We start from the raw sequence: 14,326 nt of genomic DNA, 5'->3' as shown, positions 1-14,326 counted from the left end.
GAAGGTAGCTCGCCCGTCAAGAGATGCTCGGGTCAAGCCCGAGCATGACGGCAGTTTTCCCGAACCAGCGTGATCAAATCGGGGATGGTCAGGTTCGGCAGCGCCGCCATCTCGTCGAGCGTGAACCAGCGGATTTCGGTGTGCTCGTCGCAGAGATTGGCGGCCTCGCCGCCGTCCCAGGCCTCCACGACATAGATGTGATGGAGCGCCTCGCCGTTTCGCTCCGGAAAGCGTTCGGCTTCCGACAGGACCAGCCGGTAGCGCGTCGGGGTGAGCCCGACCTCCTCCCGGCATTCGCGCAGCAGCGCCTGCTCCAGGCTTTCGCCGGCTTCGACACGGCCGCCGATGGCGTCCCAGTGGTCGGCCCAGGCCCGCTTCCACGAGGCCCTTAGGCCGAGCAGGACGGTGACATCGGAGCTGACGAAAAGGGCGCTGACGGTCTCGATCATGCCGCGCGGCGTCCGGTCTATTCCGCCCTGAGCCAGCGCAGAAACCCGGCATCGTCACCGCTTTCCAGCGCGTCGGCGACACGGCGCCCGACGGCTGCGCCGAATTTATAGCCGTGACCGGAACAGGCCGAGACCACGAGCGCCTTGCCCAGCCGCCGCGCGAAGAAGGTGGTGTCTTCCCTGAAGGTATAGGCACAGCTCGCGACGCGCTTGACGCGATACTCGGAAAGGCGCGCCAACGGCGGCGCGAAATAATCCCTGATCTGCTCGCCCTCGCCCGGGCGCGGCTCGCGCTCCTCGTCGGGCTCTCGCGGGCGCCGGTGGATGCCGGCGCCGAATTTCAGGTCGGTGCCATCGACCGGAGGCAGGATATAGCCATGCGACTCGCCGCCGACGCTGACCATGGCCGGCGCACGCTCCCAGGCCTCGCGCAAATCCGCCGGCGGCTCGAGATAGACCACGGCGGTGCGATAGGTCTTCAGCGTGTCAGCCAGCTCTGGAAAGAGCCGCAGCACCCAGGCTCCCGCCGTCACCACCACCTTGTCGGCTGCGAGGTCCGTGCCGTCTTCAAGACGGACCAGACCCTTTTCAGGATCGACCACGACGACGCGCGCATTGGCGCGAATGTCGACGCCGCGATCCGCGAGCAGCTTCAGCAGGTCCGCGGCGATCCGCGCCGGAAACAGCGCGCCGCCATCGGCGCTGAAATAGGCGTAGCGCAGGCCCGCAGCGTCGAGGAAGGGCCAGCGTTCGGTGGCTTCAGTCGGCTCGTGCAAGGTGTAAGGCGCGCCGGTCCGGTCCAGGCCCTCGCGATACTGCTCGCCCTCGTCACCTTCCTGCAGCGACACGCCGAGAACGCCGCAATTGGCGAGATGCGAGCGACCGAGATCGGCCCACATCGCCTCCCAGGCGGCAAAGGCCTCGGGAATCGTGCGGGCATAGCCGTCGGCGCTGCCATAGGCGCGGCGGATGATGCGATGCTGGTCGCCGGAAGCGGCGTAGGGATTTGGGATCGTCGGCGCCTGCTCGAGCAGCGTGACTTGATGACCGCGGCCGCTCAGCGCCCAGGCGGTGGCGAGACCGGCGATGCCGGCCCCGACGATCGTGACCCTCATCCGCGACGATCCTTGTCATAGGGATTGGCGCCGCCGCGGGTATGCAGGCGGATCGGCGTGCCCGGCAGCTCAAAAGCCTCGCGCAGGTTGTTGACGAGGTAGCGCGTATAGGACACCGGCAAATGGTCGAGCTGGTTGCCGAAGAGCGCGAAGGTCGGCGGGCGCGCCTTGGCCTGCGTCATGTAGCGGATCTTGATGCGGCGCCCGGCGACTGCCGGTGGCGGATGGGCCGAGAGCACGCCTTCGAGCCAACGGTTGATCCGGGCCGTCGAGATGCGGCGGTTCCAGACGTCGTAGCTCAAGAAGACCGCCTGCATCAGCCGGTCGATGCCCTCCCCAGCGAGCCCCGAGAGCGGCACGATCTGCACGCCGCGCACCTGCGCCAGGAGGTGGTGCGCCTTCTCCTTGAGCTCGGCGAGCAGGCCCTGCTTATCGGCGACGAGGTCCCATTTGTTGAGGCCGATGACGACCGTCCTGCCCTCGCGCTCCGTCAGGTCGACCAGAGTCAGGTCCTGCTTCTCGAAGGGAATGGTCGAATCGAGCAGCACGACCACGACCTCGGCGAAGCGGATGGCGCGCAGCGCATCGGCGACGGAGAGCTTTTCCAGCTTCTCCTCGATGCGGGCGCGCTTCCTCATGCCGGCCGTGTCGAAGAGCTTGACCGGCCGGCCGCGCCATTGCCAGTCGACCGAGATCGTGTCGCGGGTGATGCCGGCCTCGGGACCGGTGAGCAGCCGCTCCTCGCCGATCATGCGGTTGACCAGCGTCGACTTGCCGGCATTGGGCCGGCCGATGATGGTGACGCGCAGCGGCTTGTTGGGGTCGCTCTCCTCGTCGGCATCGGCGGCAGGCGCATCGGCCCAGGCGTCCTCTTCCTCCTCCTCCGGCTCGTCCGCGACGAAGGGAACGAGGGCTTCAAGGAGATCGGAAGTGCCTTCGCCATGCTCGGCCGAGAACGGCACCGGGTCGCCGAGCCCGAGCGCGTAGGATTCGAAGATCCCGTCCAGGCCCTTGCGCCCCTCCGCCTTGTTGGCGAGCAGGATCACCGGCTTGCCGGAGCGGCGCACCAGATCGGCGAAGGGCTGATCCATCGGCGTCAGGCCGAGGCGGGCGTCGATCATGAACAGGATGACGTCGGCCTGGGCGATCGCCGTCTCGGTCTGGGCGCGCATGCGGCCGGCGAGCGAATCCTTGTCGGCCTCCTCGAGCCCCGCCGTGTCGATCACCCTGAAGCGCAGGTGGCCGAGCGAGGCCTCGCCCTCGCGGCGGTCACGGGTGACGCCCGGCCGGTCGTCGACCAGCGCGAGCTTCTTGCCGACGAGCCTGTTGAACAGCGTCGATTTGCCGACATTCGGCCTGCCGATGATGGCGACGGTCGCGGTCATAGCGTTCGGGTTCGTCCTGTTCCGCGTTCAGGGACGCGCGCCGGCGAGGACGCGCGCCGGATCAGTTCCGGGTCTCGACGGCGCCGCCGCGCACCAGAGCCAGATAGAGTTCGGTCCGCTGGCGCAGCACCTGCGGCGATTGCGGATCGGTGACGATGGCGTCGAACCAGCGCCCGGCATCCTCGAAGAGATTGGCCCTGAGCGCGGCGATGCCAAGGAATTCGCGGGCCGAGTGACGCCAAGTACCCTGAGGCGTCGCCAGCGGCTCCAGCGCCGTGCGGATCTCGGCATAGGGCGCGAGATCGACGCGCAGCATGCCGGCGCGCAACCGCGCCAGGTCGCGATAGAGCTGGTCGAGCGAGCCGTCATTGGCGAGGCCGTCGAAGGCCGTCGCACCCGCCGCCGGATCGCGCTTGGCGGTTTCGGCGGCCAGGCGGAAACGCGCGATCTGGCGATAACCCGCCGGCGCATTGGCCGAGAGCTCGACGAGGATCGATTCCGCTTCGGCGCCGCGATTGTCACGCGAGGCCCTGAGCGCCTCCTCCAACCTGGCGCCAACCGCCTGCGAGGCCTGCTGCTCGCGATGGAGCCAGACCTGCCAGCCGGCGACGGCGACGACCGCGATCACCGCCAGCGCGATGATCAGCGTGCCATATTTCTTCCAGAGCGCCGCCGCCTTGTCGCGCCGGACCTCCTCATCGATCTCACGAAAAATATCGGCCATGGAGTGTCACAATCCTTCTTGCCCTGCCGGGTAGCATTTTCGCGGCAGGATTGCGAGCCGGATCGGCCAGCATCACGCGACGGGATAAGGCCCGGCGGCAAAGCTCTCCGGGTGATAGCCCTTCGCGCCGATCGTTCGGGCCAGCGGGCTCGCCAGCTCGCCTCCGGCCGCGAGCCGCGCGACCACTGACGCGAAGTCGTGGCGCGGCCGCCAGCCGAGCTCCGCCCTCGCCCGTGCATTGACATAGACCCGGTCGAGACCGGGGAACATGCTCCAGCCCCGGCGCGAATATTCGGCGGCATGGCCAGGCACGCGAGCCTGCAGGACGCGGGGCGCATCGATGCGCAGCTCAGGCATGTCCTCGCGCAGAAATGGCGTCGTCGCGCTGATGATGTAGCGCGCGAAGCCGATCCGTGGCGCCTGCTCGGCCGCCAGGAGGTGGGCGCTGACGACATCCTCGATATCGACACGACGGGCGAGGAACTCGTTCGCCTTGAGATTGGCGTCGGCATAGGCCGCGCGCGCCGCGCCGTTATCGTCCTCCTCCGGAAAGAACCGCGAGGTTCGCAGCACGATGCAGGCGAGGCCCTGGTTCCGGTGGAACAGCTGGCAAAGGTCCTCGGCAGCGGCCTTGGTGACGCCGTAGATGTTCTTCGGGACGGGCACGACCTCTTCGGTGATCCAGGCGGCAGGCGCGCCCGCCGGCGGCACCAGCGCATCGCCGAAGACGCTGGTCGTGCTGGTGAAGACGAAGGAGCCGACCCCGGCCGCCACGGCCTCCTCGAGCAGGTTGAGCGTGCCGGTGATGTTGACGTCGATGAAATCCTGCCGGGCGTGGGTCGCGACATGCGGCTTGTGCAAGGTCGCCGCGTGGAGCACCGCCTGGACCCCTGTCATGCAGCGCGCCACGCAGGACCGGTCGACGATCGAGCCGATGACGGATGTGAAGGGCGATCCGACGCGATCGAGGCCGACGACCTCGTGCCGCTGTTCCCTCAGCGTGCGAACGAGCGCCTCGCCGAGATGGCCGGAGCTTCCCGTGACCAGGATCTTCATGTCGATGCCGCGTTTGTCGTCTCTGCCGTCAGAATCAAGGACGGAGGTGATGATGAAGCGCGGCGAGCCGGCGAGCGAGACCGGCCGAAGCAGACCAGGCACGCCGCCCGCGCAGCACTACGCGGCCGGGTCGGCGCGATACAGCAGGCTGGCGTCGCCATAGGAGTAGAACCGGTATTTCTCCGCGATCGCATGGGCATAGGCCCGTTTCATCACGTCGAGCCCGCAGAAGGCGGAGACCAGCATGAACAATGTCGAGCGTGGCAGATGGAAATTCGTCATCAGCATATCGACGGCGCGGAAGCGATAGCCCGGCGTGATGAAGATCGCGGTGTCGCCCGAGAAGGGCGCGACCACGCCGTCCTCACCGGTCGCGCTTTCGAGCAGGCGCAGGGCCGTGGTGCCGACGGCGACGATGCGGCCGCCTCGCGCCCTGGTCTCGTTCAGCGCCTGTGCCGTGGCAGCGCTGACGCTGCCAAACTCGGCATGCATGCGGTGCTCGCGCGTATCCTCGGCCTTCACCGGCAGGAAGGTGCCGGCGCCGACATGGAGCGTGACGAAATGCCGTGAAACGCCGCGCGCATCGAGCGCCGCGAACAGCTCCGGCGTGAAATGCAGGCCTGCGGTCGGGGCCGCCACCGCGCCGTCCTCGCGGGCATGGATCGTCTGGTAGTCGGTCTCGTCGGCGGCGTCGGTCGCCCGCTTGCCGGCGATATAGGGCGGCAGCGGCAACTCGCCGAAGCGGGCGATCGCCTCGTCGAGAAAAGGCCCGGCAAAGGCGAAGCGAAGCTCGACCTCTCCGCCCTCCGCCTTGCCGACGACTTCCGCCCGCAACTGGCCGAGCTCGCAGATATTGCTCGCCGTCTCGGAGCCGAATTCGATGGTTTCACCAAGCGCCAGCTTCTTGGCCGGGCGGGCGAAGGCGCGCCAGCGATCATCAGCCTCGCGCTTGTGCAGCATGATCTCGACGCGCGCCGATGCGTCGCCGCGTACCCGGCGTCCGTAGAGGCGAGACGGGATCACGCGCGTGTCGTTGAGGACGAGGGCGTCGCCCGGCCGCAGCAGCGAAACGAGGTCGCGCACGCCGCGATCCTCGAAGGGCGCGGCCGCACCGGGCCGTACCACAAGCATGCGGGCCGCATCGCGCGGGCTGACGGGCCTCAGCGCGATCCGGTCTTCCGGCAGGTCGAAATCGAAGAGCCCGACATCCATGGACGGACGCACTCCTTGTCACGCCCCGATCCAAAAAGTCATCCCGGGCGACCAGAGGTCGACCCGGGATCCATGCCGGAGCGATCGTCGAAACCGTTCAGGCGTGGATTCCGGCTCTGCGCGGCTGCGCCGCTGCGGCCGGGATGACCGAACGCGTGGTAATCAGGCGTCGGCCATGACCTTCATCGAGACGATGGAGTCGGGATCGCGCACGGGCTCGCCGCGCTTGATGTTGTCGACAGTCTCCATGCCTTCCACGACCTGGCCCCAGACCGTGTACTGCTTGTCGAGGAAGCGGGCATCGTCGAAGACGATGAAGAACTGGCTGTTGGCCGAGTTCGGGTTCTGCGAGCGGGCCATCGAGCAGATGCCGCGGACATGCGGCTCGGCGTTGAACTCGGCCTTGAGGTCCGGCAGGTCGGAACCGCCGGTGCCGGTGCCATGCGGGCAGCCGACCTGGGCCATGAAGCCGTCGATGACGCGATGGAAGACGATGCCGTCATAGAAGCCCTGGCGCGAGAGCGTCTTCAGGCGCTCGACATGGCCGGGAGCGAGATCCGGGCGCAGCTTGATCACGACGCGGCCCTTGGTGGTCTCCATGACGAGGGTGTTCTCGGGATCGAGTGACATCAGATCGGCCTTTCATTGGACGGCGCGCGGCCGTGGAAGCGAATGGTGAAGGGTCGTCCCGCGATAGCCGCTCCGAAGCCCGGCGACAACCTCAGAGGCGTGCAGTCGCGCACCGCGGCGATGATCGAGGCGGTGAAGCGCTCGCGCAATTCGGAATCGCTCTGGCGGGTTTCCCAGGTGACGCGGGGCTGGCCGAAGAGCGTGCCGTCGCGCCGCAGGCTGAAGCGGACCGTCGCCATGACGCCATCCCGGCCGGCCATGGCCGGCGGGTTCCAGCAGCGTCGCAAGGCCGGAGCGATCTCGGAGATGCGGTCGACGGCTTCCCCGTCGAAGCTACGCGTAGCCGGCGAGACAGAGCCGCTCATGCCCTGATCGACGCCGGGATAGGGTCTTGGAACGGCGCGGCGCGGCTCGCGCTCGCCGAACGGCCCGCCGACGCCCGGGCCATAGCGCTGCCCCGATTGCGGCGGCAGGATCGGGTTCTGCGAACCCGACGGCGGCGGCAGGACAGGGTACTGCGAGCCGGAAGGTGGCGGCAGGCCGAGATCGCGTGTCTCCTGCGCCATGCCTGCTCCAGCGCTGCCGACCGACAGGGCGATGGCCAGCATGGGCAGGAGGCGCGACATCGTAGCGGCCGACCCGCTTACTTCGCGTCGGCCTGGAGGCGCATCCGCACGATCTTGTCGGGGTTGCTGACCTGGCCGTTATTGGACGAGCTGCCCTTCTTGATCTTGCGCGCCACGTCCATGCCCGAGACGACCTCTCCGAACAGCGTGTATTGGCCGGTCAGCGAGCCGCAGCCCTCGTAGCAGATGAAGAACTGCGAATTGGCCGAGTCCGGCGAGCTCGAGCGCGCCATGCCGACCGAGCCGGGCTTGTACGGGGTCGGGGTGAATTCGGCCGGCAGGTTCGGCAGATCGGACTTGCCGGTGCCGGTCCCGGTCGGATCGCCGGTCTGGGCCATGAAGCCGTCGATGACGCGATGGAAGACGATGCCGTCATAGAAGCCGTTTTTCGTCAGCGTCTTGATCTGCGCGACATGCTTGGGGGCGAGATCGGGACGAAGGCGAATCGCGATCTTGCCGTCCTTGGTCTCGAGCACAACGGTGTTGTTGGGGTCTGATGCCGGAGCCTGGGCCTGCGCGCAGCCGAGCGACGCGGCGAGAGCAAGAATGGCGAGGGAACTGCGCAGCATGGGATCATCTCCGTCGCTGCCGGAGATGTCCGGCAGATCACATCACGGAGGCGTCGTAACGGCATCCTTTGGCCGGAACAAGGCGCTTCGCCGGCCTCCCGGAGCAGGTTATTGCACCGCACAAAGGCACGGTGGATTAAATTTGCAAAAAGATGAGGCTGGGCCTGCCTAAACGGGTGACAGGCCTGTCACAATCCGCTAATTATCTGGCGCTGGGCTCGCTCGGGTTAAACCTTGAGCGCCGCGGACCAGGTCTCGGGAGGAACAAACGCCCGCCTAGTATATGAGCCGCACGCAAACAGATGTGCGCCGTTACTGCGGTAAAAAACAGACTCAAGGGCAAGGCTTCGGCCTTGCCCTTTGTTTTTGGCGGTCCCGCTCCATCTTGGTCAAAGGTCGTAGGCCGACCAGATATACCAGACGATTGCAAAGACGACCGCCGCGATCACCGTAGTGATCAGCGCTTTTCTGACGAGATTGGTCCCGACCGGCGCACCGGGATCGGTGCCCTGCACATGCGCTTCGCCGGTTTCCGCCTCGCTGCGGACGCCGAAGGGCAGCACGACGAACAGCACCGTCCACCAGATGACGAAGTAAACGGCCAGGCCGCCGGTGATGGTCATGGTCCGGTTCCTTCGTGGAAAGCGTTCATCACCCCTCCTCCACCAAGGCAATGCAGGAAAAGGCGACCCGCGCGTCTGTAGGTACGCCGAAGCGGGCGGTGTGACGCGCAGGCAACCCGCCGGGGAAGTGTTTTACGTATTCGGCATTGCAGGCGGCGTAGTCGGCGGGGTCCGTGATCAGCATCGTGACCTGCACGACGCGGTCGAGACTGCTGCCCGCCTCGCGCAGAATCACGGCGATGCGGGCAAGCGCGTTGCGCACCTCTTCCGCCGGCGTATCGCCGCGAAAGACCCCGAGCGCCGGTTCATGCGGCGCCGAGTGCCCCGAAACGAAGACGAGGTTGCCGGCTCGCGTCGCAGCACTGAACGGGCGCGGCGATCCCGACTCCGGCTCACCGATGAATGCGATCATCCCTTCGTCCTCGCCAATGACGTGCGGCTCAAGCCTGCTCGAGCTCGACCAGGGTCCCGCAGAAATCCTTCGGGTGCAGGAACAGGACCGGCTTGCCATGGGCGCCGATCCGCGGCTCGCCGGAGCCCAGCACGCGCGCACCAGTCGCCTTCAGCCGCTCGCGCGCGGCGAGGATGTCGTCGACCTCGTAGCAGATATGATGGATGCCGCCATCGGCATTGCGCTCGAGGAATTTTGCGATCGGCGAATCGGCGCCGAGCGGCTCGAGCAGTTCGATCTTCGTGTTGGGCAACTCGACGAAGACGACGGTGACGCCATGCTCGGGCTGAGGCAGTGGCTGCGAGACCCGCGCGCCGAGCGTGTCGCGATAGAGCGCAGTGGAGGCGCCGAGATCCTTCACGGCGATGGCGACATGGTTGAGGCGGCCGATCATGCGGAATCTCCAAGTGCCAGAACAGGCGGCATACGCAGGGCCAGGGCCGCTGGATAGGGCCCGTCGTCTTCGTCGGACGGGACCGCGGCGTATTGATTGAATTGCATCGAATGACTGGCGCGCCCTCCGCTCAGGGAGTGCAATGCGCTCGAATAACCAAAAAGCTGCGCGAGGGGAGCGATTGCGCTGACGATCGCGGTCGCGCCGGAGATTTCCTGTCCGCCTATGATGCCACGGCGCTGCCGCAGGTCCACCAGCACGACTTCGAGTGCGTCCGTCGGAACGCTGATCTCAAGAGCCATGACGGGTTGGAGCAAGACCGCCCCGCCCTTCTGAAGCCCGTCACGCATGGCGTTGCGCGCCGCGCATTCGAACGCGGCGGCGGAGGAATCCCGTTCATGACAGGCGCAATCGGTAAGCGATACCGAGATGTCGACTACCGGAAAGCCCGCCAAGATGCCCGAGCGCAGCACCGATTCCACGCCTCGTTCGATGGCGACGACATAATTCTCCGGAAGCAATCCCGGCCCAACGCCCGAAGCAATGGCATTGCCCTGGCCTTGGTCACGCGGCGCCAGACTGAGCTTGACGCGGGCGAAGGTGCGCTCCCCGCCCATCTGCTTAAGCGTGAAATCGATCTCGACCCGTCGCGCAATTGTTTCCCGATAGGCGACCTGCGGCGCGCCGAGATTGAGGTCAAGCTGGTAGTCATGCCGCAGGGCAGCGAGCTTGGTCTGGAGATGTGGCTCTCCGAGGGCGCCCAGGATGGTCTGCCCGCTCTCGCGATCGGTGCGAACCTGAAAGGCGATATCTGCCGCCTCAAGCTCGCGGAGCGCCGCGGCGAGCCGGGTCTGGTCAGACTTGTACTTGGGCTCGACGGCCAGATGTATGAGCGCAGAGGCAGCTTTCATCGCAACACCAGGATTCCGCTGGCCAGCTCCCTCAATCGGGTCGGTTCAATCCCGGCCCGATCAATTCGACGCTCCAGCCGCCCTTCTTACACCTCGATCACCAGCGCATGCACCAGCGGCTTCTTGCCCCATTCCTCGTTGACGGCGCTGCGCAGCCCGCGCTCCAGGGCGTTGCGGAGCGCCTCGGGGTCGCGGCGGCGCGCCTTGGGAATGTTGTCGAGCAGGTCGGAGACGGCGTCGGCGACGAGCTCGTCGAACGGGGTGCCGTCGCGTGCCACGGCTGGCAGGCCGAGCACGGCGATCTCAGGATCGCCGGCGATGTCGCCCCTGTCGTCGACCGCGACGGCGACCGAGATCATGCCGGCGAAGGAGAGCCGGCGGCGCTCCTGGATGGTCTTCTCCATGGCGTTCACCAGCAGCGAGCCGTCCTGGTAGAGCCGGCCATGCGGCACCTCGTCGATCTTGCTGACGCCTTCCGCGGTGATCGCGACGACATCGCCATTGCCGGCGCGCAGCACATGCTTGACGCCGAGGCCGCGCGCGAAGGCGGCATGCTCGGTCAGGTGCAGGTCCTCGCCATGGGCCGGGATCGCGATCTTCGGCCGCAGCCAGCCATAGAGGCGCGCCATCTCCTCGCGGCGCGGATGGCCCGAGACATGAACGAGATGGGTGCGGTCGGTGATGATCTCGATATTGTCGCGGGCGAGCGCGTTCAGGATGGCGCCGACGGCCTTCTCGTTTCCAGGAATGGTGCGCGAGGAGAAGATCACGAGGTCGCCCGGCGAGAGTGCGATCTCGGGATGATCGTCCGAGGCGATCCGCGACAAGGCCGCGCGCGGCTCGCCCTGGCTGCCGGTGAGCAGCGCCACGACCTTGTCGCGCGGCAAATAGCCGTAGCTGTCGACCGAACGGAAGGCCGGGATGCCGTCGAGATAGCCGCATTCGCGCGCGACATCGATGACGCGGTCCATGGCGCGTCCGACGACGACGACGTCGCGCTGGTTCGCCATCGCCGCCTCGGCGACGGCGCGCAGGCGCGCGACGTTGGAGGCGAAGGTCGTGACGGCGACGCGCCCCGGCGCGGAATGGACCAGCTCGGTGAGCTTGGCGGCGACCTCCGCCTCGCTCGGGCTGATGCCGTCGCGCATGACATTGGTCGAATCGCACACGAGCGCCAGCACGCCCTCGTCGCCGAGTTCGCGCAGGCGCTTCTCGTCGGTCGGCAGGCCGACCTGCGGCGTGGGGTCGATCTTCCAGTCGCCGGTATGGACGACGAGGCCGACCGGCGTGCGGATGGCGAGCGCGTTCGATTCAGGAATCGAATGGGCGACGGGCACGAACTCGATGTCGAAGGGCCCGAGCGTGACACGCCCGCCCTGGGCCACCACGTTCATCGGCACCTTCGGAGCGCCCGGCTCAGAGAGCCGGCGCGTCGCCAGCAGTCCGGCGGCGAAGCGCGTGCAATAGACCGGCGCGCGCAGGGACGGCCAGAGCGCGGCGAGCGCGCCGATATGGTCCTCATGCGCGTGGGTGATGACGATGCCGAGAAGGTTGGCGCGCTCCTCGATGATGTAGCGCAGATCGGGCAGGACGATATCGACGCCAGGCGCTTCGGGCCCGGCGAAGGATAGCCCGCAATCGACCAATATCCATTTGCGCCGGCCCTCGGGGCCGTAGCCATAGAGACCCGCATTCATGCCGATCTCGCCAAGGCCGCCGAGAGGGACGAAGACGAGCTGGTCTCGGGAGCGGGTCACGGCAATTCCTGACTGAGGTTGGGGGTGGCGCGATGGCGCCCTGAATGGTGACGGAGGCCTAGCATGCTCGCATGAAGGTCTCCAGAGCACGACAGGAGGGCAGGTCCGCGCAGGCCGGGAGCCGGCTCAGGCCGGCTTGCCGAAATAGAGATCCCCGGCATCAACCACGCGACGGTCTCCGTCGGCGTCGAGCTCGAGACGCCCCGATGGATCGAGCCCGACGAAGCGGCCGGTCAACGGCCCTTCTGCGAGCCGCAAGGTGATGGTCTCGCCCAGAAAGGCGGCGCGCTCGAGCCAGGCGGCACGCGTTGCCCCAAAACCGCCGGGCCGCAGCCAGGCCTCGTAGCGCGCGCACCAGGCATCGCTCAGCGCCGACAGCATCGCCTCGACGCTGGCGGCCGGGTTCTCCGCCTTCAGGAAGGTCGCGGGATAGGGCGTATCGTCCGGGCGGCTCGCGATATTGACGCCGAAGCCGATGGTGACGGCGAAGCGCCCTCCCCGGCTTTCGCCCTCGAGCAGCAGGCCCGCCGACTTGGCCCGATCGATCAGCAGGTCATTGGGCCATTTCAGCGCGAGTCGCGGCGCATTCTGGCCGGTGACCCTGGCCGCGGCATCATGCAGGGCGAGCCCGGCGACGAAACCGAGCTGCGGCGCCAGCGCCGCCTCGCAGGGCTGGACCAGCAGCAGGCTGGCATAGAGGTTTCCCGGTGGCGAGCCCCATTGCCGGCCGTGGCGGCCGCGCCCGGCATTCTGGCTGCGGGCCACGATCCAGAGGCGGCCGGGATCGCCCTCCCCGAGCGCGCGCCGCGCCTCCTCCATGGTGGAGCCGACCTCGTCGCGAATGATCAGCCGGTAGCCGGCGGCGCGGGCGGCTTCACCGAGCATGATGGCCCGACAAGCCGTCATGCTCGGGCTTGACCCGAGCATCTCCTGGTCCGGAGATTCTCGGGTCTGCGCTTCGCTTCGCCCGAGAATGACGGAGGAGCATCAGAACAGCGACTTCGCCGCGGCAGCGGCCGAGTCGAAGAGCGGCGCCGGCAGCAGCGAGAGCACCAGCACGAACAAGGTCGAGACCAGCAGCACGCCGCGCACGCCGATATCGCCCTTTTCGAAGGCGGGCTTGGCCTCGTCGAAATACATGACCTTGACGAGGCGCAGGTAGTAATAGGCGCCGACCACGCTGGTCACCACGCCGACCACCGCGAGCGTGTAGAGCTTGGCGTCGATCGCGGCCAGGAAGACGTAGAACTTCGCCCAGAAGCCGGCCAGCGGCGGGATGCCGGCGAGCGAGAACATCATCATCGAGAGCGCGAAGGCCATCCAGGGATTGGTGCGCGACAAGCCGGCGAGCTCGCCGATATCCTCGACCGGCTTGCCGTCGCGCCGCATCATCAGCACGCAGGCGAAGGCGGCGAGCGTAGTGGCGAGATAGATCGCCATATAGGTCATCACGCCCTGCACCCCGGCTGCGGTGCCGGCGGCGAGGCCGACCAGCGCATAGCCCATATTGGCGATCGAGGAATAGGCGAGCAGGCGCTTGATGTTGCTCTGGCCGATGGCCGCGAAGGCGCCGAGCGCCATCGAGGCGATCGCCATGAAGATGATGATCTGCTGCCAGTCATGCAGCGCGCCCGGGAAGGCCCCGATGAAGATGCGCACCATCATCGCCATCGCCGCCATCTTGGGCGCCGTTGCGAAGAAGGCCGCGACCGGGGTCGGCGCGCCCTCGTAGACGTCGGGCGTCCACATGTGGAAGGGCACGGCCGAGATCTTGAAGGCGACGCCGGCGGCGACGAAGACGATGCCGAAGATCAGGCCGATGCCGGCATGGCCGCCCTGCACCGCCTGGGCGATGCCGGAATAGGTCACGGTGCCGGTGAAGCCATAGACCAGCGAGGCGCCATAGAGCAGCATGCCGGAGGAGAGCGCGCCGAGGACGAAATATTTCAGGCCGGCTTCCGTCGACTTGGCGTTGTCGCGGTCGAAGGCGGCGACGACATAGAGCGCCAGGCTCTGCAGTTCGAGCCCGACATAGAGGCCGATCAGGTCGTTGGCCGAGATCATCATCATCATGCCGATCGTGGCGAGCACGACCAGCACGGGGAACTCGAAGCGCATCGAGCCGTCACGGCGCATGAAGTCGCCGGCCAGGATGATCGCCGCGCCGGCGCCGATCAGGGTCAGCACCTTCATGAAGCGAGCGAAGCCGTCAGCGACGAAAGCGCCGTTGAAGGTCACGGCCTTGCCGGTGCCGGACAGCACCAGCACGAGGGCCAGAGCCAGCAAAGCGAGCGCCGCGCCTTCCAGCGCGCGCGTCGCGCCCTCGCCGCGAATGGCACCGTAAAGCACCATGGCGATCGCGCCGATCGCGAGGACGATTTCCGGCAGGGCGGGGCCAAGAGCGGGCAAGGTCATCGAGGCCAT

Annotated in this window: 16 protein-coding genes; all 16 read right to left on the bottom strand. The window is 67.3% G+C overall.

All coding sequences use genetic code 11. The features are described 5' to 3' along the window. Positions 1-32: 32 nt before the first annotated feature. The 16 genes from ACTIF2_RS20725 to nuoN all read right to left on the bottom strand — a co-directional run bounded on the left by ACTIF2_RS20725 (position 33) and on the right by nuoN (position 14,326). On the bottom strand, positions 33-449 hold the full coding sequence (locus ACTIF2_RS20725; protein WP_439499010.1) for an NUDIX hydrolase: 417 nt from the start codon (positions 447-449) through the stop codon (positions 33-35). A gap of 17 nt (positions 450-466) precedes the next feature. Further along, positions 467-1,564 (bottom strand): NAD(P)/FAD-dependent oxidoreductase, encoded by a 1,098-nt coding sequence (locus ACTIF2_RS20720; protein WP_439499009.1) that lies wholly within the window; start codon positions 1,562-1,564, stop codon positions 467-469. Continuing rightward, positions 1,561-2,949, bottom strand: coding sequence for a ribosome biogenesis GTPase Der (gene der, locus ACTIF2_RS20715; protein ID WP_439499008.1), 1,389 nt, complete (start codon positions 2,947-2,949; stop codon positions 1,561-1,563). Before der ends, ACTIF2_RS20720 begins: the two co-directional genes overlap by 4 nt. 61 nt (positions 2,950-3,010) lie before the next feature. Next, positions 3,011-3,673 carry a tetratricopeptide repeat protein gene (locus ACTIF2_RS20710; protein ID WP_439499007.1) on the bottom strand — a complete coding sequence of 221 codons (663 nt, stop codon included), beginning with the start codon at positions 3,671-3,673 and terminating at the stop codon, positions 3,011-3,013. A gap of 72 nt (positions 3,674-3,745) precedes the next feature. Continuing rightward, the gene (locus ACTIF2_RS20705) at positions 3,746-4,729 is read right to left on the bottom strand and encodes an NAD-dependent epimerase/dehydratase family protein (protein ID WP_439499077.1); all 984 of its coding nucleotides are present in this window, start codon (positions 4,727-4,729) and stop codon (positions 3,746-3,748) included. A 117-nt stretch (positions 4,730-4,846) separates the two neighbouring features. Continuing rightward, positions 4,847-5,941, bottom strand: a complete 1,095-nt coding sequence (queA, locus tag ACTIF2_RS20700; protein WP_439499006.1) for a tRNA preQ1(34) S-adenosylmethionine ribosyltransferase-isomerase QueA — start codon at positions 5,939-5,941, stop codon at positions 4,847-4,849. 162 nt (positions 5,942-6,103) lie between these two features. Beyond that, positions 6,104-6,571 (bottom strand): peptidylprolyl isomerase, encoded by a 468-nt coding sequence (locus ACTIF2_RS20695; RefSeq protein WP_439499005.1) that lies wholly within the window; start codon positions 6,569-6,571, stop codon positions 6,104-6,106. Further along, entirely contained in the window at positions 6,571-7,197 is a 627-nt protein-coding gene (locus ACTIF2_RS20690; protein WP_439499004.1) for a hypothetical protein, read from the bottom strand. The genes ACTIF2_RS20695 and ACTIF2_RS20690 overlap by 1 nt, the downstream gene beginning before the upstream one ends. Before the next feature lie 17 nt (positions 7,198-7,214). Further along, complete coding sequence (locus ACTIF2_RS20685) at positions 7,215-7,766, bottom strand: peptidylprolyl isomerase (RefSeq protein ID WP_439499003.1); 552 nt, start codon at positions 7,764-7,766, stop codon at positions 7,215-7,217. A 389-nt stretch (positions 7,767-8,155) separates the two neighbouring features. Then, positions 8,156-8,389, bottom strand: a complete 234-nt coding sequence (locus ACTIF2_RS20680) for a DUF1467 family protein (protein WP_439499002.1) — start codon at positions 8,387-8,389, stop codon at positions 8,156-8,158. 28 nt (positions 8,390-8,417) lie between these two features. Beyond that, positions 8,418-8,801, bottom strand: a complete 384-nt coding sequence (locus tag ACTIF2_RS20675) for a RidA family protein (RefSeq protein WP_439499001.1) — start codon at positions 8,799-8,801, stop codon at positions 8,418-8,420. A gap of 28 nt (positions 8,802-8,829) precedes the next feature. Further along, the gene (mce, locus tag ACTIF2_RS20670; RefSeq protein ID WP_439499000.1) at positions 8,830-9,234 is read right to left on the bottom strand and encodes a methylmalonyl-CoA epimerase; all 405 of its coding nucleotides are present in this window, start codon (positions 9,232-9,234) and stop codon (positions 8,830-8,832) included. Then, positions 9,231-10,145, bottom strand: coding sequence for a translation factor GTPase family protein (locus ACTIF2_RS20665; RefSeq protein ID WP_439498999.1), 915 nt, complete (start codon positions 10,143-10,145; stop codon positions 9,231-9,233). The genes mce and ACTIF2_RS20665 overlap by 4 nt, the downstream gene beginning before the upstream one ends. Positions 10,146-10,231: 86 nt before the next feature. Beyond that, positions 10,232-11,902, bottom strand: a complete 1,671-nt coding sequence (locus ACTIF2_RS20660) for a ribonuclease J (protein ID WP_439498998.1) — start codon at positions 11,900-11,902, stop codon at positions 10,232-10,234. 126 nt (positions 11,903-12,028) lie between these two features. Continuing rightward, on the bottom strand, positions 12,029-12,787 hold the full coding sequence (locus tag ACTIF2_RS20655; protein ID WP_439498997.1) for a biotin--[acetyl-CoA-carboxylase] ligase: 759 nt from the start codon (positions 12,785-12,787) through the stop codon (positions 12,029-12,031). A 102-nt stretch (positions 12,788-12,889) separates the two neighbouring features. After that, positions 12,890-14,326, bottom strand: a complete 1,437-nt coding sequence (gene nuoN, locus ACTIF2_RS20650) for an NADH-quinone oxidoreductase subunit NuoN (RefSeq protein ID WP_439498996.1) — start codon at positions 14,324-14,326, stop codon at positions 12,890-12,892.

It is taken from the genome of Allobosea sp., assembly GCF_051860145.1.
Lineage (GTDB): Bacteria > Pseudomonadota > Alphaproteobacteria > Rhizobiales > Beijerinckiaceae > Allobosea.
The sequence above is the reverse complement of the archived record's forward strand: the minus strand, read 5'-3'. Positions and strand labels throughout refer to the sequence as shown.

Coding starts and splice junctions, on each gene's coding strand:
- ACTIF2_RS20655 (WP_439498997.1), bottom strand. CDS start 12,787: ATGCTCGGTGAAGCCGCCCGCGCCGCCGGCTACCGGCTGATCATTCGC.
- der (WP_439499008.1), bottom strand. CDS start 2,949: ATGACCGCGACCGTCGCCATCATCGGCAGGCCGAATGTCGGCAAATCG.
- ACTIF2_RS20710 (WP_439499007.1), bottom strand. CDS start 3,673: ATGGCCGATATTTTTCGTGAGATCGATGAGGAGGTCCGGCGCGACAAG.
- ACTIF2_RS20690 (WP_439499004.1), bottom strand. CDS start 7,197: ATGTCGCGCCTCCTGCCCATGCTGGCCATCGCCCTGTCGGTCGGCAGC.
- queA (WP_439499006.1), bottom strand. CDS start 5,941: ATGGATGTCGGGCTCTTCGATTTCGACCTGCCGGAAGACCGGATCGCG.
- mce (WP_439499000.1), bottom strand. CDS start 9,234: ATGATCGGCCGCCTCAACCATGTCGCCATCGCCGTGAAGGATCTCGGC.
- ACTIF2_RS20665 (WP_439498999.1), bottom strand. CDS start 10,145: ATGAAAGCTGCCTCTGCGCTCATACATCTGGCCGTCGAGCCCAAGTAC.
- ACTIF2_RS20675 (WP_439499001.1), bottom strand. CDS start 8,801: ATGATCGCATTCATCGGTGAGCCGGAGTCGGGATCGCCGCGCCCGTTC.
- ACTIF2_RS20680 (WP_439499002.1), bottom strand. CDS start 8,389: ATGACCATCACCGGCGGCCTGGCCGTTTACTTCGTCATCTGGTGGACG.
- ACTIF2_RS20685 (WP_439499003.1), bottom strand. CDS start 7,766: ATGCTGCGCAGTTCCCTCGCCATTCTTGCTCTCGCCGCGTCGCTCGGC.
- ACTIF2_RS20725 (WP_439499010.1), bottom strand. CDS start 449: ATGATCGAGACCGTCAGCGCCCTTTTCGTCAGCTCCGATGTCACCGTC.
- ACTIF2_RS20705 (WP_439499077.1), bottom strand. CDS start 4,729: ATGAAGATCCTGGTCACGGGAAGCTCCGGCCATCTCGGCGAGGCGCTC.
- nuoN (WP_439498996.1), bottom strand. CDS start 14,326: ATGGCCTCGATGACCTTGCCCGCTCTTGGCCCCGCCCTGCCGGAAATC.
- ACTIF2_RS20695 (WP_439499005.1), bottom strand. CDS start 6,571: ATGTCACTCGATCCCGAGAACACCCTCGTCATGGAGACCACCAAGGGC.
- ACTIF2_RS20720 (WP_439499009.1), bottom strand. CDS start 1,564: ATGAGGGTCACGATCGTCGGGGCCGGCATCGCCGGTCTCGCCACCGCC.